General features: G+C 61.1%; 22 protein-coding genes. 8 read left to right on the top strand and 14 right to left on the bottom strand.

What is annotated here, in order from left to right; translation table 11 throughout:
• Positions 1-56: 56 nt before the first annotated feature.
• From AC4CWF_RS02000 to AC4CWF_RS01980, 5 genes are all read left to right on the top strand, one after another.
• Positions 57-209 (top strand): hypothetical protein, encoded by a 153-nt coding sequence (locus AC4CWF_RS02000; RefSeq protein WP_491283470.1) that lies wholly within the window; start codon positions 57-59, stop codon positions 207-209.
• Positions 210-222: 13 nt separating this feature from the next.
• Positions 223-1,173, top strand: coding sequence for a site-specific tyrosine recombinase XerD (xerD, locus tag AC4CWF_RS01995; RefSeq protein WP_491283469.1), 951 nt, complete (start codon positions 223-225; stop codon positions 1,171-1,173).
• 52 nt (positions 1,174-1,225) lie between these two features.
• A complete protein-coding gene (locus AC4CWF_RS01990; RefSeq protein WP_491283468.1) occupies positions 1,226-2,179 on the top strand; it encodes an acetyl-CoA carboxylase carboxyltransferase subunit alpha in 954 nt (317 codons plus the stop codon).
• A gap of 167 nt (positions 2,180-2,346) precedes the next feature.
• Positions 2,347-3,687 (top strand): L,D-transpeptidase family protein, encoded by a 1,341-nt coding sequence (locus AC4CWF_RS01985; protein ID WP_491283467.1) that lies wholly within the window; start codon positions 2,347-2,349, stop codon positions 3,685-3,687.
• 17 nt (positions 3,688-3,704) lie between these two features.
• The gene (locus AC4CWF_RS01980) at positions 3,705-3,965 is read left to right on the top strand and encodes a sulfurtransferase TusA family protein (protein WP_491285151.1); all 261 of its coding nucleotides are present in this window, start codon (positions 3,705-3,707) and stop codon (positions 3,963-3,965) included.
• Between the two features lie 18 nt (positions 3,966-3,983).
• Here the strand turns inward: AC4CWF_RS01980 and AC4CWF_RS01975 are convergent, their stop codons facing one another.
• Both AC4CWF_RS01975 and AC4CWF_RS01970 read right to left on the bottom strand, forming a co-directional pair.
• Positions 3,984-5,165, bottom strand: a complete 1,182-nt coding sequence (locus AC4CWF_RS01975; protein ID WP_491283466.1) for a CobW family GTP-binding protein — start codon at positions 5,163-5,165, stop codon at positions 3,984-3,986.
• Between the two features lie 59 nt (positions 5,166-5,224).
• A complete protein-coding gene (locus AC4CWF_RS01970; RefSeq protein WP_491285149.1) occupies positions 5,225-6,304 on the bottom strand; it encodes a D-alanyl-D-alanine carboxypeptidase family protein in 1,080 nt (359 codons plus the stop codon).
• Positions 6,305-6,531: 227 nt separating this feature from the next.
• Here AC4CWF_RS01970 and AC4CWF_RS01965 point away from each other — a divergent pair, with 227 nt between their 5' ends.
• On the top strand, positions 6,532-7,695 hold the full coding sequence (locus AC4CWF_RS01965) for a M20 aminoacylase family protein (RefSeq protein ID WP_491283465.1): 1,164 nt from the start codon (positions 6,532-6,534) through the stop codon (positions 7,693-7,695).
• Positions 7,696-8,187: 492 nt separating this feature from the next.
• On the opposite strand, the gene AC4CWF_RS01960 is transcribed toward AC4CWF_RS01965, so the two are convergent.
• The 3 genes from AC4CWF_RS01960 to AC4CWF_RS01950 form a co-directional block, all read right to left on the bottom strand.
• Positions 8,188-8,835 carry an exopolysaccharide biosynthesis protein gene (locus AC4CWF_RS01960; protein WP_491283464.1) on the bottom strand — a complete coding sequence of 216 codons (648 nt, stop codon included), beginning with the start codon at positions 8,833-8,835 and terminating at the stop codon, positions 8,188-8,190.
• Positions 8,836-9,164: 329 nt separating this feature from the next.
• A complete protein-coding gene (locus AC4CWF_RS01955; protein ID WP_491283463.1) occupies positions 9,165-9,512 on the bottom strand; it encodes a hypothetical protein in 348 nt (115 codons plus the stop codon).
• A 267-nt stretch (positions 9,513-9,779) separates the two neighbouring features.
• A complete protein-coding gene (locus tag AC4CWF_RS01950; protein ID WP_491283462.1) occupies positions 9,780-10,997 on the bottom strand; it encodes an FAD-dependent oxidoreductase in 1,218 nt (405 codons plus the stop codon).
• Between the two features lie 143 nt (positions 10,998-11,140).
• Between AC4CWF_RS01950 and dxr the strand changes: the two genes are divergently transcribed.
• Positions 11,141-12,310: a 1-deoxy-D-xylulose-5-phosphate reductoisomerase gene (dxr, locus tag AC4CWF_RS01945; protein WP_491283461.1), complete on the top strand. Its 1,170-nt coding sequence runs from the start codon at positions 11,141-11,143 to the stop codon at positions 12,308-12,310.
• Positions 12,311-12,365: 55 nt separating this feature from the next.
• Positions 12,366-12,737, top strand: a complete 372-nt coding sequence (locus AC4CWF_RS01940; RefSeq protein ID WP_491283460.1) for a TIGR03067 domain-containing protein — start codon at positions 12,366-12,368, stop codon at positions 12,735-12,737.
• Between the two features lie 28 nt (positions 12,738-12,765).
• On the opposite strand, the gene scpA is transcribed toward AC4CWF_RS01940, so the two are convergent.
• The 9 genes from scpA to AC4CWF_RS01895 all read right to left on the bottom strand — a co-directional run bounded on the left by scpA (position 12,766) and on the right by AC4CWF_RS01895 (position 22,443).
• Positions 12,766-14,904 carry a methylmalonyl-CoA mutase gene (gene scpA, locus AC4CWF_RS01935; protein ID WP_491283459.1) on the bottom strand — a complete coding sequence of 713 codons (2,139 nt, stop codon included), beginning with the start codon at positions 14,902-14,904 and terminating at the stop codon, positions 12,766-12,768.
• Between the two features lie 105 nt (positions 14,905-15,009).
• On the bottom strand, positions 15,010-17,013 hold the full coding sequence (locus AC4CWF_RS01930) for an acetyl-CoA carboxylase biotin carboxylase subunit (protein ID WP_491283458.1): 2,004 nt from the start codon (positions 17,011-17,013) through the stop codon (positions 15,010-15,012).
• Positions 17,014-17,243: 230 nt separating this feature from the next.
• Entirely contained in the window at positions 17,244-17,657 is a 414-nt protein-coding gene (locus AC4CWF_RS01925) for a hypothetical protein (protein WP_491283457.1), read from the bottom strand.
• A gap of 4 nt (positions 17,658-17,661) precedes the next feature.
• Positions 17,662-18,039 carry a hypothetical protein gene (locus AC4CWF_RS01920; protein ID WP_491283456.1) on the bottom strand — a complete coding sequence of 126 codons (378 nt, stop codon included), beginning with the start codon at positions 18,037-18,039 and terminating at the stop codon, positions 17,662-17,664.
• An 11-nt stretch (positions 18,040-18,050) separates the two neighbouring features.
• Complete coding sequence (gene yghU / locus AC4CWF_RS01915; protein WP_491283455.1) at positions 18,051-18,962, bottom strand: glutathione-dependent disulfide-bond oxidoreductase; 912 nt, start codon at positions 18,960-18,962, stop codon at positions 18,051-18,053.
• Between the two features lie 110 nt (positions 18,963-19,072).
• Positions 19,073-19,357 carry a DUF2442 domain-containing protein gene (locus AC4CWF_RS01910; protein ID WP_491283454.1) on the bottom strand — a complete coding sequence of 95 codons (285 nt, stop codon included), beginning with the start codon at positions 19,355-19,357 and terminating at the stop codon, positions 19,073-19,075.
• The gene (locus tag AC4CWF_RS01905) at positions 19,338-19,574 is read right to left on the bottom strand and encodes a DUF4160 domain-containing protein (protein ID WP_491283453.1); all 237 of its coding nucleotides are present in this window, start codon (positions 19,572-19,574) and stop codon (positions 19,338-19,340) included. The genes AC4CWF_RS01910 and AC4CWF_RS01905 overlap by 20 nt, the downstream gene beginning before the upstream one ends.
• 10 nt (positions 19,575-19,584) lie before the next feature.
• Complete coding sequence (locus tag AC4CWF_RS01900; RefSeq protein ID WP_491283452.1) at positions 19,585-21,117, bottom strand: acyl-CoA carboxylase subunit beta; 1,533 nt, start codon at positions 21,115-21,117, stop codon at positions 19,585-19,587.
• Between the two features lie 195 nt (positions 21,118-21,312).
• The gene (locus AC4CWF_RS01895) at positions 21,313-22,443 is read right to left on the bottom strand and encodes a serine hydrolase domain-containing protein (RefSeq protein ID WP_491285147.1); all 1,131 of its coding nucleotides are present in this window, start codon (positions 22,441-22,443) and stop codon (positions 21,313-21,315) included.
• Positions 22,444-22,489: the final 46 nt, after the last annotated feature.

Genomic DNA, 22,489 nt, shown 5'->3' with positions numbered 1-22,489 from the left:
TTGCGCTTGTCCTGCGCTTTCCCCATAAGATGACCCGAATTGATGCGGAGCAACCGATGCCAACTCTCTTTCGTTTTCTGTTCATCATCGCCGTGATTTGCGGACTGATCTACGGAAGCATGGTGGCACTGGTCTATCTGGTGGAACCCCGCGAGCGGGACGTGACGGTGCGCGTTCCCTCCGAACGCCTCAACCCGCCGCAACCTTGAAGGACAAGGCCTGATGGCCGATCTCTCCCGCGCCCATGCGGAAGCCTTTCTGGAGATGATGAGCGCCGAGCGGGGTGCGGCTGAAAACACGCTTGCCTCCTACCAGCGTGATCTCGACGATCTCTACAGCTTTCTGGCGGCCCGCAAGACGAGCCTGCTTGCCGCCACGACCACCGATCTCACAGATTATCTCGCCCATCTGACCGCACAAGGTTTTGCCGCCTCCTCGCAAGCGCGCAGGCTTTCGGCCATGCGGCAGTTTTACAAGTTTCTTTATGCCGAAGACCTGCGCGGCGACGACCCGACCTCGATCCTCGACGCGCCGAAAAAAGCCCGGCCGCTGCCGAAGACGCTGAGCGAGGCGGATGTGAGCAAGCTTCTGGCGCAGGCGACCGAAGAAGCCACAAGCCCGGAGCCGGGGGCTCTCGGGCGCGTGCGCATGCTGGCGCTTCTTGAACTGCTCTATGCCACCGGCATGCGGGTGAGCGAACTCGTTTCCCTGCCCGCCAAGGTGCTTGATCATGAAGGCCGCTTTCTGATGATCCGCGGCAAGGGCAACAAGGAACGGCTGGTGCCTTTGTCGCGCTCGGCCATTTCAGCGCTTGCGCTCTACCGGCAAATTCGTGCCGGCGCCGGCGAAGACGAAAAGCACGCCGACAGTGCCTGGCTTTTTCCCTCCAGCGGAAAACAGGGTTTTTTGCCGCGCCAGGTGTTTGCGCGCGATCTGAAAGGGCTTGCCTCGCGCGCCGGCATTCGGGTCGCGGCCATCTCGCCCCATGTGCTGCGCCATGCCTTTGCCAGCCACCTCTTGCAGAACGGCGCGGATCTGCGCGTCGTGCAGGAACTGCTGGGCCATTCGGACATTTCCACAACACAAATCTATACACATGTGCTGGAGGAAAGGCTGAGAGACGTGGTGGAAATGCATCACCCTCTTGCAAAAAGCAGCAAAAACCCTGATTAGAGCGCGTGCGGGAGGGCGGCCATACCGCCAACACGATCGGAAAACGGAGCTCATGCAGACCTATCTCGACTTCGAAAAGCCAATCTCCGACCTCGAGGGCAAGATCCACGAGTTGAAGAAACTCGCGACGGAAGATGAGAGCATCGATACCTCCGACGAAATCCAGCGTCTGGAAGTGCGCGTGCGCGAGGCGATGCTGGACATCTATTCAAAGCTGAACGCCTGGCAGAAGACGCAGGTGGCGCGCCATCCGCAGCGCCCGCACTTCATCGATTACCAGAAGCGTCTGTTTACCGATTTCACGCCGCTGGCCGGCGACCGCTCGTTCGGCGAAGATGCTGCCATCCAGGCCGGCCTTGCGCGTTTCCGCGGCCAGCCGGTGGCCGTGATCGGCCAGGAAAAGGGCAACGACACCAAGTCGCGCATCAAGCACAATTTCGGCAGCCCCCGTCCGGAAGGTTATCGCAAGGCCATCCGTGTGATGGAAATGGCCGACCGTTTTGGCCTGCCGGTCATTTCGCTCGTTGATACCGCCGGCGCCTATCCCGGCGTTGGTGCCGAAGAGCGTGGCCAGGCGGAAGCCATTGCCCGCTCCACGGAAACCTGCCTTGGCCTGCGTGTGCCGATGGTGTCCATCGTCATCGGCGAAGGCGGTTCCGGCGGCGCGATTGCCATTGCGACCGGCAACAAGGTGTTCATGCTGGAACACGCCATCTATTCGGTCATCTCGCCGGAAGGCGCCGCGTCCATCCTGTGGCGCGATTCCACGCGTGCCCGGGAAGCTGCCACCAATATGAAGATCACGGCGGAAGACCTGAAGGGTCTTGGCGTCATCGACGGCATCATTGCCGAACCGCTCGGCGGCGCGCATCGCGAGCCGGAAACAGTGATCGACGCCACTGGTGCGCTGCTCGAAAGCACGCTGCAGGAGCTTGGGCAACTGTCTCCGGACGACGTGCGCAAGGCCCGCCGGCAGAAATTTCTGGAAATCGGCCGCAATCTCTGATCAACTGTCGCTTCGGGTGGGGTCGTGATCAGGCCTCCCCTCACGATTTCGTGCAGGCCGTCCGACCTCGGCGCTTAAGATTCTGTAAAGCCTACCGCTTTATTACGGTGATAGACTGATGCCAGCTGGATCAACATAGGTGTTGATCTTTAAACGTGATTGTCCCGATGCGCTTGAAAAACATCGCCTACATTCTGCTGATGGCAACCGCTCTTGCCGGGTGCAACGATGCCCTCGATACGGCAACGATCGACCTGTCCAAGGTGAAGAACAAGGTCGAACAGCCTCTGCCGGACCGTATTCTGACGGAAATGCAGAAGAAGGACATGCCGCGCAATTCGCCGATCATGATTCGCGTCTTCAAGGAAGAAGGCGTGATGGAGATCTGGAAGGCGAAGGCGGATAACCGCTTCGACAAGATTGCCGAATACCAGATCTGCGCCTGGTCGGGCAAACTCGGCCCCAAGGTGAAGGAAGGCGACCGCCAGGCACCGGAAGGTTTTTATAACCTGACGCCAGCGCACCTGAACCCGAATTCCAAATATTACCTCGCCATCAACACCGGTTTCCCGAACCGTTATGACGCCGCAAACGGCCGCTCCGGTTCCAACCTGATGATCCATGGCGCCTGCTCGTCATCCGGCTGCTATTCGATGACGGACGAGCAGATCCTTGAAATCTACGCCTTTGCGCGTGATGCCTTCAAGGGCGGCCAGTCCACCGTTCAGTTGCAGGCGCTGCCGTTCCGCATGACGGCGGAAAACATGGCACGCCACCGCAACAGCGAAAACATTGCCTTCTGGACCATGTTGAAGGCCGGCTACGACAATTTCGAAGTGACCAAGCGCCCGCCCGAGGTGAATGTCTGCGAGAAGAAATACGTCTTCAACCAGCAGCTCTCCGGCACGCCTTCGCCTGCCGCCGCCTGCCCGCCGATGACGACGCCGCCGGCCCTTGCGGCCTCCCTTGCCACCTATGACAAGGACTACAAGCTCGCTTATACCAAGGCCGTCGACAAGCTGGATGGCAAGGTGTGGTACGAGCCGACCGAGGCTGAGCGCAAGGCGATCGTTGCCGACAAGCGTAAGGGCCGCGATATCGCCTATGCGCCGACGGGTTCGTCGCTGCAGGCCGGCAAGCTGCTGAAGCAGGAAGAATTCGAAGCGCTGATGGCACAGCGCCTCAACAAGGAGGCAAAGCCGGCGGGCACCATGCTTGCCTCGGCAAGCGCCACTCCGGCGGCATCCGGTGCTGCGGCAAAGCAGGATCGCCTGTCTGCCGGCAACACGCAGACGGCAGCCGTTCAGCCGGGCGGCCGCAGCAGCATGTCCGTGACAACAGCGATGAACGCCGGAAGCGCTGGCGCGCCGCATACGACATTCATCGCCCCGACAACGACCGGCGCCATTCCGGTGCCGGCCCCAAACCCGCTGGCCTACGCCTCCGTGCAGACGGTTCAGGATCCGGCAACGGACGAGAAGAAAAAGCCGTTCTGGAAATTGTGGTAGGGCGCCCGATGCCCGAAATGGTCTACGATCTCATCTACGATCTAAAGGGGCTTAAATGCCCCTTGCCTGTTTTAAAGACCCGGCGAAAGCTGAACCGGCTTCCCGTTGGATCCGTGCTCACCGTAGACACCACTGATCCGCTTGCCGGCATCGACATTCCCCACTTCTGCCGCGAGGATGGCCACACGCTTCTCTCCCAGGAAAAGACGGCGGACGGCCACCGTTTTCGCATCCGCAAGGATATGGCCACGGCCATCAGCGAGCCCGCGGCCCCCTGACGGCGCGCGCTAAAAACCTCAGAAGCGAAAACCCGGCACCGCCAGCGGATTGTCTTCGAGCGCTGCCCGGTCTGGCCGGTCAATGCGCGGCTCGCCGGTGAAGGCGGCAAACAGGTCCGTGACGAACTCCTCATCCAACCCTTGCGTGATGAGCACCATCCGCGTGCGCCGCTCGCTGCCTTCGGGCCAGGCCTTTAGCCGCTCCGGCGGATGAAAAATGCTCTGCACGCCATGCAGCACCAGCGGGCGTTCGGGATTGTCCGAAAGCTGCACGATGGCCTTCATGCGCAGCAATTTTTCGCCATGCGCCGAGCGCAAAAGGTCGATGAACATGTCGAGCGCCATCGGATCGATCGGGCGATCATGCAGGAGCGAGAAGGAGCGGATATCGGCGCCGTGGCGGTTCACATCATGATGGGCGTGATGGTGGTGCTGCTCCTCATGATCATGGTCGCCATGGTGGTGATCGTGATGATCGTGATCATGGTGGTGGTGATCGTCGTGATGATGGTGCGCATCCAGCGCCTGCTCCTCGCTCAGCCAGCGCCCGACATCGGCGATCTTGGTGTCGGGATCGTAGAGGCCGTTCACCAGAAGTGCCGCCCCGCCGGCTTCCGTGCTGTCGCCATCCACCCGCCTTGCACGCGGATTGAGCGTGTGGAGACGCTCCATCAGGGCCGAGACCGCCTCTTTTCCGGCCAGTGTCTGTTTCGACAGGACGAGCCGGTCGGCAACCGCCACCTGCTTCAGGGCTTCCGGGTGGCGCGTAAGCGTTGAGAGGCCATGCACCGCATCCACCACCGTTATGACGCCGTCCAGCGTATAACTCTGCGCAATCACCGGATTGCCCATCACGGCCTGCATGACTGGGGCCGGATCGGCAAGGCCAGTGGTCTCGATCACCACCCGGCGGATCGGCTTCAGCCGGCCGGTCTGGATCTGGTCAACGAGGGAGGCCAGCGTTTCCACCAGTTCACCGCGCACCGTGCAGCAGAGGCAGCCATTGGACAGTTCCAAGAGCGTGTCGCCGGAGGTTTCGACGAGGAAATTGTCGATGCCGACCTCGCCGAATTCGTTGATGATGACGGCCGTATCATGGGCTGCGGGATCCTTGAGGATCCGGTTGAGCAGTGTCGATTTGCCCGCACCCAGAAATCCGGTCAGAATGGAAACCGGTATGCGTTCGCCTGGAGAAGGCATTTCTTCGTCCTCGTGATGTTAAATGCCCGCTTGCAACAAGCAGGCTGAAGGCCCCAAGATCAGAATGTCGGGCGCGGGATTGGCAGCGGCACGTTGAGGATCTGGCCAGCACCGGACTGACCGTTGCCAGCCTTTGCCGCAGTCTCGACGGGTGCTGCCGGATTGGTGATATCGGCCAGACTGAACGCCGGCGGACGCGTCATTTCCCGGATATAGGGCGAATGGAGCACCATGCGGCCGGCATCATCGCGGCCTTCGCTGCGCACTTTTGCAGCCTTCGGGTTGCAGATCTCGGCGCTGATATCCACCACCGCATCCTGGTCCGGCCCATAAGGCGCAAGGTTTGCAAGCGCAGTCCCGGGCTTATCGGCGCCGCTAAAGCCGGCCTGCAAGAGATCGGCGGATTCGTCGGAGCGTCCGGCAAGGCTGTCGGAGCCGAGCACCACCGAAATCAGCGTACGCCCACCACGCGTGGCAGAAGACACCTGGTTGAAACCGGAGGCGCAGATGAAACCGGTCTTCATGCCGTCGGCCCCTTCGAAACGGCCAACCAGCATGTTGTAATTGGGATAATCCTTGGCGCCGGTGGTAATGCCCTCCAGCGCAAAATAGCTGGCATATTCCGGAAACTGCCGACGAAGCTGCACGGCAAGCACCGCCAGATCGCGTGCGGTGGTATATTGCCCCTTGCCAGGCAGTCCATGCGGATTGATGAAATGCGAAGACGACATGCCAAGGCGTGCCGCTTCCGCATTCATCATCGCGACGAACTGGTCCGTGGAGCCTCCCACCGTTTCGGCAACGCCGACGGCGACGTCATTGGCGGATTTGACCATCAGGATCTTCAGCGCACTGTCGAGCGACATGGTCGCCCCCGGCTTCAGATACATCTTGCTCGCCGGCTGATCGACGGCCTTGCGGCTCATCACCACCGGGCTCTCCAGGGTCAGTCGACCCTCCTTCAGCGCCTTGAAGGTCACATAGACCGTCATCAGCTTGGTCAGCGAAGCCGGATACCATTTTCGAAACGCTTCCTGATGGGCAAACACCTGGCCGCTGCGCACATCCACCACCAGTTTCGGATTGGCCGACGCCGGAGCCGATAAGGCGGCGGTTGCAAGCGTTGCAGCCACAAGCATGGCAAGCGGCTTTGAGACGGCAGGGGATCGGTTCAGGCTGAAAAGCAAGGCGCGGCCTCGTGATGATCGCGGGAAGCTGCGGCGGTTATATCGCCTCTGCGGCAAAGCAATGGCAAAGATCATTGATTCCGTCAATTCCGCAGCGCAATATCGCTGTCGGCGGGCGCTTCGCCCCAGCCATGCCGCCAGCCTATGCCTGATGACACCAGACGCGACAGGAATTCGAAATGCCGATCTTGAACAGAGCCGCCGAAATGCAAGAGGAAGTCAGTGCCTGGCGGCGTCATATCCACGAAAACCCGGGCCTTCTCTACGATGTTGAGGAAACCGCCGCCTTCGTGGAGCAAAGGCTGAAGGAGTTTGGCGTTGACGAGATCGTGACCGGCCTCGGGCGCACCGGCGTTGTCGGCATCATTCGCGGACGCGGCGAAAGCTCCCGCGTGATCGGCCTTCGCGCCGACATGGATGCGCTGCCGCTGTCGGAAATCACCGGCAAGCCCTGGGCCTCCAAACATGAAGGCAAGATGCACGCCTGCGGCCATGACGGGCACACCGCCATGCTGCTCGGGGCTGCCAAATATCTGTCCGAGACGCGCAACTTCAACGGCGCGGTGGCCGTGATCTTCCAGCCGGCCGAGGAAGGCGGGCGCGGTGCGCTCGCCATGGTCGAAGATGGCATGATGGAGCGCTTCGGCATCACCGAAGTTTATGGCATGCATAATATGCCGGGCATGGCGCTTGGCACCTTTGCCATCCGCAAGGGCGGCATCATGGCCGCGCCCGACAAGTTTTCGATCACCATCAAGGGCCGTGGCGGCCATGCGGCCGAACCGCATCGCACAGCCGATCCCATCGTCATCGGCGCCCAGATCGTCGGCGGTCTGCAGATGATTGCGGCGCGCAACGCCAACCCGCTGCGCTCGGTCGTGGTCTCCATCACGCAGTTTCATGCCGGCACAACGCATAACATCATTCCGGAAGAAGCGGTTCTCACCGGCACCGTGCGCAGCCTGGACGAGGCCGTGCGTGACCTTGCCGAACACCGCATCCGCCAGATCGCCGAGGGCATTGCGCTCGCCAATGATGCGGTTGCCGAAGTCGATTACGAGCGCGCCTGCCCGGTCACGGTCAACCACCCCGAGGAAACCCTGCATGCGGCGCGCGCCGCCATCGACATCGTCGGTGCGCCGAACGTCAATACCGAGGTTGATCCCAGCATGGCGGGAGAGGATTTTGCCTTCATGCTGCAGGCCCGCCCCGGTGCCTATATCATGATCGGCAACGGTCCGACGGCGGCCCTGCACAACCCGGCTTATGACTTCAACGACGAGGCGCTCGGTTATGGCATTTCCTACTGGGTGAAGCTTGCCGAACAGCGCCTGACAGATTGAGGCATCCCGCAAAGAGGGCGGGTGATCGGCAAGATTGCCCCGCCTTCGCACTTGCCGACCGGCAAAGGCTGGGTTATGAAACCGCCAACCTAGTTGTCCACGTAGCTCAGCAGGATAGAGCACAGGATTCCTGAAGATAATTGGGAGTTGCGGTCGGAAACGCCGCAATTGATCTGCTCAAAGTCGGGGAACGCTACGCTGGGCTTCCAGCTTGCCAATCCCGAGCCAAGCTCCGGATGAAAATCCGGTGAAGGTGTAGAGACTGGATGGGCAGCACCTAAAGGCCGCAAGGTCCATGGTGAAGGGACAGTCCAGACCACGAACGTCTACCTTTAGAAGGTGGATCGGCGGCGAAAGTCGAAGTGGTATGAATCCTGGGGTCGGAGGTTCGAATCCTCTCGTGGACACCATTTTCTTCATTGCAGAATGATGCATGAGCAAGCCCTGCAGACAGGGCTTTGCTTTGCGGTCGCAGACGTCCTCTCCTGCCGCCTATGGGATCGGGGTCGGGCTGCTGCCCCAGCCGAGCCAGTCGCTGATCAGCCACCAGCCGCCCAGCAGGATGAAGGCGGTAAAGGCGATGGCGGCAAGGCCGAGGAGAAGGCCGCCGCCAATGGCAAGCCCGTCCCGCTGGGCAAGACCAAGGGCGATGAAGAAGATGGCAAAGCCGGGCAACACGTTGCCGAACGGGATCGGCAGGGCAATCAGCACCGCCATGACGAAAATGAAGAGGCCAAGCGGTCTCAGCGCCCCCTCGCCGCTCAGCACCTTTCCGCGTGGCTTCAGCCAGGTTTCCAGCACCGCTAATTTGGGCCCAAGACGCTCAGCCATCGCCTGCAGCAGGCGGTGCGGAACGTTGACGCGCGCAAGCCTTGCGGGGAGGAAAAAGCGATCGGCGCCGATGACGAGTTGCGCCGCCAGAAGTGCCAGCGCCGTGCCGAAGACGAAACCTGCCGGAATGCCGGGTGTCGGGATGATGGCGGGGATGGAAAATACCAGCAGCACAAGCGCGGTCGCATGGTCGCCGAGCAGAGCCAGCAATTGGCCAAGCGTCGTGCGCTCTCCTTCAAGCTTCAGGGGAAGCGCCTCGATAATCTCCGCAAGGCTCGGCTTGCGACCGTCTCCATCCGGATCAATCATGCGTGGGGGTTCCGATCCGAGACGTGCCGGAACAGCGAAGAGATAGTCTGGGCCTTGAAGTCGTCACGAAAAGTCCATCGGTTGGCAAGGAAGGCAGATGCCGCAGCAGCGCTTCTTGGTGATCGCCAGAGCCTGCCTCTGAGCCACCGCGCATCGGCGACACCGAAAACGCTGAAAAAGCTTGCCTCCATATGGGACGTTCGTCTGTAAAACGAAGAGCGGCCGCTCCAAAATTCCGCCAGCCCTCTTCACCGATTGTGGGAGACGGCGCCTGCCACGCCGGGCTGGCTTGGCAAATGCGAAGAAAAAGACAGCGCTAACAGAAGCGGCTAAGTTCGATCGCCGCTGCGAATGGCATCCAGGAACACCACGCTCTGCTGGCTGAGACGTGCTTCGTCCATGAAAGCATCCAGGCATTCGAGCAGCCGGTTTCGCCTGACGGCCACCTCCGTTTCCGGCAGCGGTGACATGTTGAAGGCACCGACACCGGCCAGAAAGGACTGCATTGCCGCCGTCAGCGATGGCAGGAGGTCGATCAGATAGACGCTGGGCTGTCGCGCGTCGATCATCCCTGCGGCATAGTCGAACAGGGCCTTTGGCAGTGACAAGGCATCGCGCCAGTCACAGTTGGCGACGAGGTCTCTGACGATGATTTCATCCATATGGTGCATTGTCATGGCCATTCCCTGCCAAGAAGTGGTGGAGTTCAAGCAGCGTGTCTCTTTTCAAAATGAAGAACCGAGACGAGGTTCTGGTGTCACCGACCACGAAGAACCGTCAAAATATCTATCGGCTTCATCTCGTCATCAAATTTAGTTGAATGGCAAGAACATCTGGAAGGATCGTGGCAACACTACGGCGAAAAGCATGAGCGAGGCTTTCCACCAGCCTCACCTGGCGATTAAAGCGGGATCAGCCCTTAAAATCAGGCGCGACTAATGCCCTTAAGCCTGCCCGCGCACATGCTCCATACGAAAACCAAGCCCGATCAGGCGCCCTGCCAGATGCGACAACAGCGGAAAGCGGGCAAGGCCCCGGATGAAGGCCGGTGGGCCCTTGCTTTTCTCCTCCACCGCCTGATCCTTGCGGCGGCTGGAGCGCATCATCAACTGAAGCTTCTGCGTAGCGCGGGTGGGAAACAGCCGACGCTTTTCCACGGCGGCCAGATCCGCATCCGTCAACCGTCCTTCCCGCAACGGCTGGGCCAGCCGGTTGGCCGCAGCGACTGCATCCTGAATGGCGAGATTAACGCCGACGCCGCCGATGGGCGACATGGCATGGGCCGCATCGCCAATGGCGATCAGCCCCGGCCGCCACCATGTCTTCAGCCGGTCAATGCGCACCTGCAGCAGGCTCACATCTTCCCAGCTGCGGATCTCCTCCATGCGGGCGGAGGGCAGCGGCGAGACGTCGCGCACCTTGTCGCGAAAGGCTTCCAGATCGCCCGCCTGGAATTCCGCAAAGGTGCCGCGCCGGATGATATAGCCGCACTGCCAGTAGTCGCCGCGGTCGATCAGCACAAAACCCTGGCGTGGACCGGCGTGGCCCATGGTCTCCTTCGGATCGCCCTCCTGCTTGGATAGCTTCATCCAGACGACTTCGCTTGGCGTGCCAAAAGTTTCCACCTCAAGCCCCGCCTTCTCGCGTACCACCGAATGGCGCCCATCAGCGGCAACGACCAGCGTGGCATCCAGCCGGATTTTTCCCTCCGGCGTTTCCAGAAGAAGTCCCGACACCCGATTGCCCACCGTCTGAACGTCCGTCACCTTCGCCTGCAGAATCAGCCGGAAATTGGGGTAGCGCCGCGCTTCGCCCGCCAGAAAATCGAGAAAATCCCACTGCGGCATGAATGCGATGAACTTGTTGCGCACGGGAAGCCGCGAAAAATCCGCGATGGTGACGGGACGTCCGCCAATTTCCGCCGACAGTTTTGGGGCACGCGTGTGGGGAAGTTTTAAAAAGGCCTCTTCAAGACCCAGTTCATAGATGACCTCCAGCGTTGACGGGTGAATGGTATCGCCGCGAAAATCGCGCAGGAAATCGGCATGTTTTTCCACCACGGTCACATCGACACCGGCACGCGCCAGAAGCAGGCCGAGCATCATGCCGGCCGGGCCGCCGCCGGCAATCGCGCAGGTGGTGGTGATTGTTCTGTCCGTCATGATCGTCTCCCGCGCCGCTGTCGGCTGCCATCATAGACTGCAAGTGGCGGGTGCCGGCGTAAAAATCAATGCGGCCAATCGGCTTGTGAGCGAGAGGCTTGCCCTGTACATGAGCGACACCTGACATCGGATTGTTTTTTGCAATGACCATCACCGACAAGCGCAGCATCAGCATACTCGGCTCGACCGGCTCCATTGGCACCAATACGCTGGACGTGGTGCGTTATCTGGGTGGCCGCGACGCCTTCGACGTGATGGCGCTGACAGGTGCGGGCAATATCGAGCTTCTGGCCGAGCAGGCGATCACCCATGGCGCAAGGCTTGCGGTGACGGCTGACGAGAGCCAGTACATCGCGCTGAAGGATGCCCTTTCCGGCTCCGGCATAGAAGTGGCGGCTGGCCAGAGCGGGCTTCTGGAGGCGGCAGAGGCGGACGCACAGGTGGTGATGGCCGCCATTGTCGGCACAGCCGGCCTTGCCCCGACGCTTGCCGCGGCCCGGCGCGGCGCCGATATCGCGCTTGCCAACAAGGAATGCCTGGTTTCGGCCGGGGATCTTTTTCTGAGCGCCGTCCGGCAGGGTGGCGGCCGGCTGCTTCCTGTCGACAGCGAACACAATGCGATCTTCCAGGTGCTGGAGGAAAACCAGCGCCATGCCGTGGAGCGCGTCATCCTGACCGCCTCCGGCGGGCCGTTTCGCACCTTTTCCCGCGCCCAGATGGCCGATGTGACGCTGGAAACGGCACGCGCCCACCCCAACTGGTCTATGGGGCTCAAAATCTCCATCGACAGCGCCTCGATGTTCAACAAGGCGCTGGAGATGATCGAGGCACAGCATCTGTTTAACCTTGCGCCGGACCAGGTGGAGGTGATCGTGCATCCGCAATCGATCATCCATTCCATGGTCGGTTATTCGGACGGATCGGTGCTGGCCCAGCTTGGCGCGCCCGACATGCGCCACGCCATCGGTTACGCCCTGCAATATCCGCGCCGTGCAAAGCTTCCTGTCGAGCGGCTGGATTTTGCAAAACTGGCGCGGCTCGATTTCGAGGCCCCGGACGAGACACGTTTCCCGGCGCTCCGGCTGGCGCGGCTTGCCATGACGCGCGGCGGCGTGCAGGGGGCGGTGCTGAACGGCGCCAAGGAAGTGGCGCTGGAAGCCTTCATTTCCGGCACGACCGGGTTTCTCACCATGGCCGAAGTAACGGAGACGGTGATGGAAGACTTGTCCCATCTGGCCCCGGCCACCACCATGGACGACGTGTTTGAGGCAGACGCCGAAGCACGCCGCGCCGCCCGTCGCCTGCTGGGCTGATAACTGCCATTTGGCCGAGAAACCTTACCCCGCAACAGTGACGACAGGTGAAGGCATGGCACCGGATCTGGACCTGCTGCAGGGGACATGGCGACAAATAAGCTTTGAGGAGAACGGCCTCGCAGACCCTCCCGATAGCCACGGCGCCCCCGACGCGATCCTCACAATCAACGGCACAGGCTTTCATGTCGCCGTTCCCGGTGGCGAAACTCTGGTCGAGGGGCGCTTTGTCCTGCACCCCGCGACATCTCCCAAGGGCATAGACTGGATCGACAGCATTGGGCCGGATGCCGGGACACGATTGCCCGCCATCTATACGCTCGGCGCCCACACATTCGCGTTCGCAGCTGCAGACGCCGACAGGGAGCGGCCGAGCGACTTTTCGGGTGGCGCGGGAATAACCGTTCGCGCCTTTGTCAGGACCTGACCCCGGCCATCGTCTCGCAGCCGTTCCCTCAGGTGTTGCGGCGACGCCCTTCCATAAGGTCGAGGATTGCGCGGGCAGCATCGAGCACATTGGTACCGGGGCCGAAGACGGCAGCGATACCGGCGTCGAGCAGGTGCTGGTAATCCTGGCGGGGAATGACGCCGCCGATCACCACGATGATGTCCTTTGCGCCTTTGGCACGCAGGGCTTCGACCAGTTGCGGGCCAAGCGTCTTGTGGCCGGCGGCAAGCGAGGACATGCCGACCACCTGCACCTGTTCGCGAATGGCAAGGTCGGCCGCTTCCTGCGGTGTCTGGAACAGCGGACCGGCAATGACTTCGAAACCGATATCGCCAAAGGCGGACGCAATCACCTTGGCGCCACGATCATGCCCATCCTGGCCAAGCTTGGCGACCAGCATTTTCGGCTTCAAAGCGGTGGCCTCGGCAAACTGCGACAGGCGCTGCACCAGCATCTGATATTCCGGATCGCCTTCATAAGCGGCGCCGTAGATGTCGTGCACGACCTCAGGCACGGCCGAATGATCGCCGAAGACCTGACGCATGGCATCGGAGATTTCGCCAACAGTTGCGCGGGCGCGTGCCGCCTCTACGGCTGCCGCCAGCAGATTGCCCTCGCCGGTTTCAGCCACTTCGGTCACAAGTGCAAGCGCTGCGGCCACACGAGACGGATCGCGCTGGCGGCGCAGGCTCTCCAGCCGGCGGATCTGCGCATCACGCACGGCCGTATTGTCGATGGCGAGGATATCGATTGGCTCTTCGTTTTCGAGCCGGTATTTGTTGACCCCGACGATGATCTCTTCCGCCCGGTCCACGGCGGCCTGACGGCGGGTGGCGGCTTCCTCGATCAGGCGTTTGGGCAGGCCATCGGCCACCGCCTTGGTCATACCGCCCAGGCTTTCCACCTCTTCGATCAGCGCCCAGGCTTTATCAGCCAGATCCTTGGTCAGGCTTTCCACGTAATAGGAACCGGCCAGCGGATCGACGACCTTGGTCACACCCGTCTCGTGCTGGAGGATCAACTGCGTATTGCGGGCAATGCGGGCGGAAAATTCGCTCGGCAACGCCATCGCCTCATCCAGCGCATTGGTGTGCAGCGACTGCGTGCCGCCGAGCACCGCCGACAGCGCCTCGTAGGCCGTGCGGATGACGTTGTTATACGGGTCCTGTTCGGCAAGCGACACGCCCGACGTCTGGCAATGGGTGCGCAGCATCAGCGAACCGGCCTTCTTCGGCTCGAACTCGGCCATGATCTTTGACCAGAGCAGGCGCGCGGCCCGAAGCTTTGCCGCTTCCATGAAAAAATTCATGCCGATGGCAAAAAAGAACGACAGGCGGCCGGCGAATTCATCGACATTCAAGCCCTTGGCGAGCGCCGCACGCACATATTCGCGCCCATCGGCCAGCGTGAAGGCAAGCTCCTGGGTGAGCGTCGCACCGGCTTCCTGCATGTGGTAGCCGGAGATCGAGATGGAGTTGAAACGCGGCATCTCGGCCGCCGTATAGGCAATGATGTCCGCAATGATCCGCATCGAGGGTTCCGGCGGATAGATATAGGTGTTGCGGACCATGAACTCCTTCAGGATGTCGTTCTGGATGGTTCCGGAAAGCTCTGAGCGTAAACAGCCCTGCTCCTCGCCCGCCACGATAAACGAGGCAAGGATCGGGATGACCGCGCCGTTCATGGTCATGGAAACCGACATGTCCTTCAGCGGAATGCCGTCGAAGAGGATCTTCATGTCCTCGACACTGTCGATGGCAACACCCGCCTTTCCGACATCGCCCTCGACGCGCGGATGGTCGCTATCATAGCCGCGGTGGGTGGCGAGATCGAAGGCGACGGAAAGACCCTTCTGCCCGGCGGCGAGATTCTTGCGGTAAAAGGCGTTGCTTTCCTCAGCCGTCGAAAAGCCCGCATATTGGCGGATCGTCCAGGGGCGACCGGCATACATGGTGGCACGCGGGCCGCGCACGAAGGGGGCAAAACCCGGCAGCGTCTCCAGATGTTCCATGCCAGCCAGATCGTCTGCCGTATAGAGCGGCTTGACGTCAATGCCTTCGGGCGTGTGCCAGACAAGGGTCTCCGGTGCGGCCTTCAGCTCCTTTTCGGCAAGCGCCTGCCAGTCTGCAATCGTTTTCCTGGACATCGGGTCCTCCTCGGTATTGGCCGGTTTCATCTGCGCCGGTTAGCGCCGCTCAGTCTCACGGACGTCGGATAAAGCATCGAGAGCGGGGGCAGCCCCTTATGGCGATCACTCGAACTCCATGATCAGCTCATCCACCGCCAGCGACTGGCCGGCAGAAGCTGCCACGCGCTTCACCACGCCGCGCCGTTCCGCCTTCAGCACGTTTTCCATCTTCATCGCCTCGACGGTTGCCAGCGTCTGGCCAGCCTCCACCGTCTCACCGGTCTGAACCGCAACGGCGGTGATGACGCCGGGCATCGGGCAGAGCAGCATTTTCGACGTATCGGGCGGCAGTTTCACCGGCATCAGACGCGCCAGTTGCGCCACGCGCGGCGAGCGCACGCGCGCCAGAATATCCATGCCGCGCAGGCGAAGGCGGATGGCCGAGCCGACGAGATCGACTTTTACGCCGAGCGTCTTTCCCGCTACGGTAAAATGCGCATGGCTTTGACCGGGCTGCCAGGCTGCAACCACAGAAAGCGAGCCACCATCTTCAAAGGCCACGACATGCGTATCCTGGCTGCCTGACATGCCGACGGCATGATGGTGATCGCCAAACGACACGACCCAATCGGCCCCGACGCTTCGGGCATGATTGCCGATCGTGCCGGAAATCCGCGTCGCGCGGTGCTGGATCGTCTGGTTGATGACAGCGGCAATCGCAGCAAGGTTTTTGGCACCCGCTTCATCGGGCGAAACGCCGGAAAAGCCATCTGCAAATTCCTCGGCGATATAGGCCGTGGTGATCTTGCCCGAGCGAAACCGCTCCTGGTTCATCACCGCCGACAGGAAGGGCAGGTTATGGCCGATGCCTTCCACCTCGAAATCATCGAGCGCTGCCGACATGGCATCGATGGCGGCAAGCCGCGTTGGAGCCCAGGTGCAGAGCTTTGCGATCATCGGATCGTAAAACATCGAGATGTCGCCGCCCTCGAAGACGCCGGTATCGTTGCGCACGACAGAACCGTCCGGCGCCTTTCCTTCTGCCGGCGGGCGGTAACGCGTGAGGCGGCCGATGGAGGGCAGAAAGTTGCGGAACGGATCTTCGGCATAAAGCCGGCTTTCGATGGCCCAGCCGTTGAGCGTCACATCCTCCTGGCCAAAGGACAGCTTTTCGCCAGAGGCCACCCGGATCATCTGCTCGACCAGATCGATGCCGGTCACCAGTTCCGTCACCGGATGTTCCACCTGCAGGCGGGTATTCATTTCGAGAAAATAGAAATTGCGATCGCCATCGACGATGAATTCCACCGTGCCGGCGGAATGATACCCCACAGCCTTTGCCAGCGCGACGGCCTGCTCGCCCATGGCACGGCGGGTCTTTTCGTCAAGAAAAGGCGATGGCGCCTCCTCGATGACTTTCTGGTTGCGGCGCTGGATGGAGCATTCACGCTCGCCGAGATAAAGCACGGTGCCATGTTTATCGCCCAGCACCTGAATTTCGATATGACGCGGCTGGGTGACGAATTTCTCGATGAAGATACGGTCATCGCCAAACGAGTTTTTTGCCTCGTTTTTCGAGGACTGAAAGCCTTCGCGGGCTTCCGCATCGTTCCAGGCGATGCGCATGCCCTTGCCGCCGCCGCCAGCCGAGGCCTTGATCATCACGGGATAACCGATGGAGGCGGAAATCCTGACCGCCTCCTCGGCATCCTCGATCAGCCCCATATGGCCGGGCACGGTGGACACGCCCGCCTCTGCCGCAAGCTTCTTGGAGGTGATCTTGTCGCCCATCGCCTGGATGGCGCCCACAGGCGGGCCAATAAAGGTCACGCCGGCTTTTTCCAGCGCCTGCGCAAACAGCGGATTTTCTGACAGGAACCCATAGCCTGGATGCACCGCATCCGCCCCCGTCTTGCGGATTGCATCCAGGATCTTGTCGATGACGATATAGGACTGGTTCGAAGGCGCCGGCCCGATATGCACCGCCTCATCGGCCATGGAAACATGCAGCGCACCGGCATCGGCATCCGAATAAACGGCAACCGTCTTGATGCCCATGCGCCTGGCGGTCTTGATGACCCGGCAGGCGATTTCACCCCGGTTGGCGATGAGGATTTTCTGGATCATTTAGGCTTGCCTCCCGGGACCGGGTTTTCGATGAGTGTGAGAAAGACGGCCCGTACGTGGTTGATGGGCCAGACGCCGTTTTCGGCCTGGAAGACGGTGTGAACGCCTTCCGCCATTCGACGAGGCAGGACAGAACTCAGCATCTGCGGGTCCATTCCAGACCCACCGGCACCCCGTCTTGCAAAACAATCATTCCCACACCCTCCCCAATCGTCTGTTTTAGTCCACGGCTAGTCCTTGATCGCCTTCTTCAAGCCCTTGGCCACGCTCTGCTCGCTCTTGACGTCGCCGAACGCCTCCGGAAAGTTCTTGCGCGCCATCGGTTCGTTGAGCTTCAACAGGGCGAAATAGGATTGCGGGTCAAACCCGCGTTCGGCCGCGATGATTTCGCGCCCGAACAGGCGGCACAGCCGCTCGCCATCGAGATTGCCGCGCTCGAAGGGTTCCGTGCCAAAAAACTGCCAGAGCGCCTGGACAAAACCGAGGTCGGCCAGCGCCACCGTCTGGTCCATGGTGCGATGTCGTGGCCAGTTGGTGAGCGGCGTCACCTTGGAATTGGGCCGGCGCAGCGTGTATTGCCACTGCGTGCCCGGCAGGCCCGGCGGAAAGCCCTGGTGTTTGGGCATAAGCGGTTCTTTTGCCATGGCGTCAGACCTCGAACACGTCGTCGAAGGATTCCGGAAAGCTCTTGCGCGCCACCCGCTCGTCGATGCGCAGCATGGCATCGTAAGAGGTTGGATCGAACTCCGGGTCGACAGAGACCACTTCGCGCCCGAACAGCAGGTTGAGACGCGCGGCATCGAGGTTGCCGCGCTCAAACGGCTCGGCGCCGAAATGGTGCCACAGCGCGTGCAGGAAGGCCGCATCGATGCGATGCTCCTTGCTGCCCGGCCGCGCCCTGCGCGGCATGGCCTTGACCGGCGTCGCCCCCTTGGCATTGCCGCGGCGGATGGTGAACTGGACACCGGTGCCGGGCATGCCGGAGGGAAAACCGCGATGTTTGGTCATGTCGGGCAGGTTTGCCATCACGGTGTCCTTTATGCCTTTGCGATCTTGTCTTCGGTCTTCGTATCGAAGTCCGAGGCGTCGTGACGCTCGCGCAACTGCGTCGAAGGATCGCCCGAGGTGCGGTTGACCATGGCGCCGCGTTTGACGCCAGGGCGTTCTCCAACCTGCTTTGTCCAGCGCTGCACATGCTCGTATTCATCGACCGACAGGAAGTCGCCGGCGTCGTTATAGGCATCCTTCAGGGCCAAACGGCCGTACCAGGGCCAGATCGCCATGTCTGCAATCGTATATTCGCCGCCTGCCATATATTCGTTGTCGGCAAGATGGCGATTCAGCACGTCCATCTGGCGCTTCACTTCCATGGCGTACCGATCGATCGCATATTGGATCTTGATCGGCGCATAGGCGTAAAAATGGCCAAAACCGCCGCCGAGGAAGGGCGCAGAGCCCATCTGCCAAAACAGCCAGTTCATCGCTTCCGTGCGGGCGCGAAGCTCCGTCGGCAGGAAGGCGCCGAACTTTTCAGCGAGATAGGTGAGGATCGAAGCGGATTCGAACACTCTCAGCGGCTTGCCCCCATCCTTCGGCTGATGATCCATCAAGGCCGGGATTTTCGAATTGGGGTTCACCTCGACGAAGCCCGAACCGAACTGGTCTCCCTTGCCGATATTGATCAGCCAGGCATCGTATTCGGCGCCGGAATGACCGGCCGCCAGCAACTCTTCCAGCAGGATTGTCACCTTCACGCCGTTCGGCGTTCCAAGCGAATAAAGCTGCAACGGATGTTTGCCGACCGGCAATTCCTTGTCCTGCGTCGGCCCGGCAATCGGGCGGTTGATGCTGGCGAATGCGCCGCCATTACCGGGCTCCCAGGTCCACACCTTTGGCGGCTGGTAGCCGGCAGGCAAATTGTTTTCGGGCGGAAATTTGGTGTCGGTCATAAAATTCTGTCCTTGTTCTAGAACCCGGCGCAGAGGCGGGCCAATCCGGATATAGGAACCAGATTGCCGCCGCCGCAGGCCGGGCGTCATTTTTTATGCGCGGCTCAAACTCATTCAGCCGCCTCTGCCGGAGGTTTTGCGCCGGGGGCAGCACCGCCCACGATGAGAGCCTTGGCACTGATGTACTCGTCCAGATCCTCCCACCCGACGGCATCACCGAAAGGCAGGATCTCCCAGTTTTTTCTCTCGTTCGCCGCCGCAGCGTAAAGCCGTGGATACCACCACAGGGGCGCTTCGATTTTTCGTCCGTCCCTCATTTTGAAAACAAGCTTGTCACTGCCGACTTCGACATCAGCAATCAGCAGCTGCTTTTCATCAATGTCCAAAGTAGTCATGCCATGCCTCCGTAAATCCTTGCCGATGCCCGGCGATGACCTTCAGAATATCATTCACCTCGTGTTGAGCAAAACCGGCGTTGCGCGCAACCCGAAGATCGGCAAGCCACACCTTTAACTGCTTTCCATCCTTCAACACATGGACATGGGGAGGCTCGCCCAGTTCCATGGAGTAAAACAGGAAGCGATGACCATGCCATCTGAGCAGAACCGGCATCGCCCTGCCCTCACAGCGGAATGGTATCGTGTTTTTTCCAGTGCGTCGTCACCTGCTTGTTTCGAAGGCTCGCGAAGGCGCGTGCGATGCGCCGGCGTGAGGAATGGGGCATGATCACTTCATCGATGAAACCGCGCTCGGCCGCGACGAAAGGATTGGCAAACCGCTCCTCGTATTCTTTCGTGCGCGCGGCGATCTTGTCCGGATCGCCAAGCTCTGAACGATAGAGAATTTCGGTCGCGCCCTTGGCCCCCATCACGGCAATCTCCGCCGTCGGCCAGGCGTAGTTCACATCGGCGCCGATGTGTTTGGAGGCCATCACATCATAGGCGCCGCCATAGGCTTTGCGCGTGATCAGCGTCACCATCGGAACGGTCGCTTCCGAATAGGCAAACAGCAGCTTTGCGCCATGCTTGATCACGCCGCCATACTCTTGAGCGACCCCCGGCAGGAAGCCAGGCACATCGACAAGCGTCAGGAGGGGAATAGAGAAGGCATCGCAGAAACGCACGAAGCGGGCGGCCTTGCGGGAGGCATCGATATCGAGGCACCCCGCCAGCACCATCGGCTGGTTGGCGACGACGCCAATCGTCTGGCCCTCCAGCCGGATGAAGCCGGTGATGATGTTTTTCGCAAAGGCCTGCTGGATCTCGAAGAAATCGCCCTCGTCGGCCACGGCCCGGATCAGTTCCGTCATGTCATAGGGCTTTGCGGCGCTGTCGGGGATCAGCGTGTCGAGACGCTTTTCGATGCGGGCCGGATCATCGTGGAAGGGGCGCACCGGCGGCTTTTCGCGGTTGTTGAGGGGCAGGAAATCAAACAGCTGGCGCACCGCCTCCAGCGTTTCCACGTCATTCTCATAGGCCGCATCGGCAACGGAAGACTTTTTCGTGTGGGTCGACGCACCGCCCAGTTCTTCCGCCGTGACGATCTCGTTCGTGACGGTTTTCACCACATCCGGACCCGTCACGAACATGTAGGAACTGTCGCGCACCATGAAGATGAAATCGGTCATGGCCGGGGAATAGACGGCACCGCCGGCACAGGGGCCCATGATGACGGAAATCTGCGGGATGACGCCGGACGCTTCTGCATTGCGGCGAAACACTTCCGCATAACCGGCAAGCGAGGCAACGCCTTCCTGGATACGGGCACCGCCGGAATCATTCAGCCCAATCACCGGCGCCCCGACGCGCACGGCCATATCCATGATCTTGCAGATCTTTTGCGCATGGGTTTCAGACAGCGAGCCGCCGAGCACGGTGAAATCCTGCGAAAACACATAGACCTGGCGGCCGTTGATCGTGCCCCAGCCGGTGACGACGCCATCGCCGGCCACCTTCTGTTCAGCCATGCCGAAATCCACGGCGCGGTGGGTGACATACATGTCGTATTCTTCGAACGAGCCTTCATCGAGCAGCACGTCGATGCGCTCGCGCGCCGTCAGCTTGCCCTTGGCATGCTGGGCATCGATGCGTTTTTGCCCGCCGCCAAGCCGCGCTTCGGCGCGACGCATCTCGACCTCATTCAAAACTGCACGCATGGTTCCTCCCGGCTTCAGCCTCTTATCGCTACCGCTTGCCGCACGGTCAAGGAAGCTGGAAAATAGTTGTAGGTCAATAGGCTAGCGAGGGGCAACACGCTTTGCGCGGCCTATCCCGTTGGGTTTGACGTTGGTCAAATCCAAAGGGCTTCCGGCATAAAACCCTTGGCGACGCGAGAGATGTCGAGCCCACCGTTACCTGACCGATCCCGCTGCCAGATCCGCGCAGACGGCGGCGCGCAACTGTTCCACATAAGCGCCGTTACAGCCTTCCATGGCATTGTTGGAGAGGCTGACCACCGTCACGCCCTGATCCGCCAGGATGAACCAGGTATTGCCGTAGACGCCGCCCCACTGGATGGCGCCAGCCGGCAAGGCCGTACCGGCTGCAACAGAATCGGTGATGATGGCGCCGAAATAACCGAAGCGCTGGCCCGGATTGCCGGGCACGTCGCCGATTTGATTGGAGAGGCCCGCCTCGGCCAGTTCTTTCGAAAACAGCGGATCGCCACCGGTGCGGATCGTTTCCAAAAGCCGCATCACATCCCGCGCCGTGCCGGCCATGCCCGCACCACCAGACTGGAAAGCCCGGTCGTTGAAGATGCGGGAGGGCGAGAAATAGGCTTCAAAGCCGGTATCGTTTTGCGCATGCCAGGGATCCGGCATGCGCACCGGGCCTTCGGGGGCATCGGCATAAGCGACCGCCAGTCGTGAAAGATCGGTGACACGAAAGCGGGCGTCCCGCATCTGCAGGGGCTCTGCCACATGCTGAACGACGGCATCTTCGAGCGTTGCGCCATGCACCCGCTCCAGCACGGCGCCCAAGACATCGATGGCGGTGGAATAGGCCCATTCTTCGCCGGGCCGGAAGGCAAGCTGTGTGCCGCTCAGCCTTGAAAAATTCTGCTCCAGCGTCAGGCTGGTATCGCTGAGGCCCTGATTAACGGCGCGATCAGCGACAAGCCGTTCCAGGCTCGCATCGTAGGTAAGGCCCGATGTGTGGGTAATGAGGTGGCGAACACGAAGATCGGCCGGCGTACCATCCGGATTAAGCGGCAAAAACCAGGGCAAATGATCTGCCACCGCATCATCCAGCGTCAGCAGGCCACGCTCGACCATGGCAAGGGCGGTGGCCGCAACAATGGGCTTGGTGACCGAGGCATAACGGAAGATGGTATCGAGGCTCGTCGGCACGCCGGCCTCGCGATCTCGATAACCAACCGCGCGCTCCAGAACAGGCATGCCGTCGCGAAAGATCAGAACTACGGCACCGGTGATGCGGCCGCTGGCCGTTGCCTGGTCGAGAAGAACATTCACACGATCCATGGACACGGCCGACACTCCCGAACAAAAACAAAGGACGGATCATGTC

The organism is Neorhizobium sp. PAMB6630 (assembly GCF_058242775.1).
The sequence above is the reverse complement of the archived record's forward strand: the minus strand, read 5'-3'. Positions and strand labels throughout refer to the sequence as shown.

Bases quoted from the DNA above. Each gene is read 5' to 3' on its own strand.
- AC4CWF_RS01955 (WP_491283463.1), bottom strand. From the start codon at position 9,512: ATGACAATGCACCATATGGATGAAATCATCGTCAGAGACCTCGTCGCC.
- AC4CWF_RS01980 (WP_491285151.1), top strand. From the start codon at position 3,705: ATGGTCTACGATCTCATCTACGATCTAAAGGGGCTTAAATGCCCCTTG.
- AC4CWF_RS01950 (WP_491283462.1), bottom strand. From the start codon at position 10,997: ATGACGGACAGAACAATCACCACCACCTGCGCGATTGCCGGCGGCGGC.
- AC4CWF_RS01970 (WP_491285149.1), bottom strand. From the start codon at position 6,304: ATGCTTGTGGCTGCAACGCTTGCAACCGCCGCCTTATCGGCTCCGGCG.
- AC4CWF_RS01940 (WP_491283460.1), top strand. From the start codon at position 12,366: ATGGCACCGGATCTGGACCTGCTGCAGGGGACATGGCGACAAATAAGC.
- dxr (WP_491283461.1), top strand. From the start codon at position 11,141: ATGACCATCACCGACAAGCGCAGCATCAGCATACTCGGCTCGACCGGC.
- AC4CWF_RS01925 (WP_491283457.1), bottom strand. From the start codon at position 17,657: ATGGCAAAAGAACCGCTTATGCCCAAACACCAGGGCTTTCCGCCGGGC.
- AC4CWF_RS01905 (WP_491283453.1), bottom strand. From the start codon at position 19,574: ATGCCGGTTCTGCTCAGATGGCATGGTCATCGCTTCCTGTTTTACTCC.
- scpA (WP_491283459.1), bottom strand. From the start codon at position 14,904: ATGTCCAGGAAAACGATTGCAGACTGGCAGGCGCTTGCCGAAAAGGAG.
- yghU (WP_491283455.1), bottom strand. From the start codon at position 18,962: ATGACCGACACCAAATTTCCGCCCGAAAACAATTTGCCTGCCGGCTAC.
- xerD (WP_491283469.1), top strand. From the start codon at position 223: ATGGCCGATCTCTCCCGCGCCCATGCGGAAGCCTTTCTGGAGATGATG.
- AC4CWF_RS01895 (WP_491285147.1), bottom strand. From the start codon at position 22,443: ATGGATCGTGTGAATGTTCTTCTCGACCAGGCAACGGCCAGCGGCCGC.
- AC4CWF_RS01985 (WP_491283467.1), top strand. From the start codon at position 2,347: ATGCGCTTGAAAAACATCGCCTACATTCTGCTGATGGCAACCGCTCTT.
- AC4CWF_RS01990 (WP_491283468.1), top strand. From the start codon at position 1,226: ATGCAGACCTATCTCGACTTCGAAAAGCCAATCTCCGACCTCGAGGGC.
- AC4CWF_RS02000 (WP_491283470.1), top strand. From the start codon at position 57: ATGCCAACTCTCTTTCGTTTTCTGTTCATCATCGCCGTGATTTGCGGA.
- AC4CWF_RS01910 (WP_491283454.1), bottom strand. From the start codon at position 19,357: ATGACTACTTTGGACATTGATGAAAAGCAGCTGCTGATTGCTGATGTC.
- AC4CWF_RS01975 (WP_491283466.1), bottom strand. From the start codon at position 5,165: ATGCCTTCTCCAGGCGAACGCATACCGGTTTCCATTCTGACCGGATTT.
- AC4CWF_RS01930 (WP_491283458.1), bottom strand. From the start codon at position 17,013: ATGATCCAGAAAATCCTCATCGCCAACCGGGGTGAAATCGCCTGCCGG.
- AC4CWF_RS01920 (WP_491283456.1), bottom strand. From the start codon at position 18,039: ATGGCAAACCTGCCCGACATGACCAAACATCGCGGTTTTCCCTCCGGC.
- AC4CWF_RS01960 (WP_491283464.1), bottom strand. From the start codon at position 8,835: ATGATTGATCCGGATGGAGACGGTCGCAAGCCGAGCCTTGCGGAGATT.
- AC4CWF_RS01965 (WP_491283465.1), top strand. From the start codon at position 6,532: ATGCCGATCTTGAACAGAGCCGCCGAAATGCAAGAGGAAGTCAGTGCC.
- AC4CWF_RS01900 (WP_491283452.1), bottom strand. From the start codon at position 21,117: ATGCGTGCAGTTTTGAATGAGGTCGAGATGCGTCGCGCCGAAGCGCGG.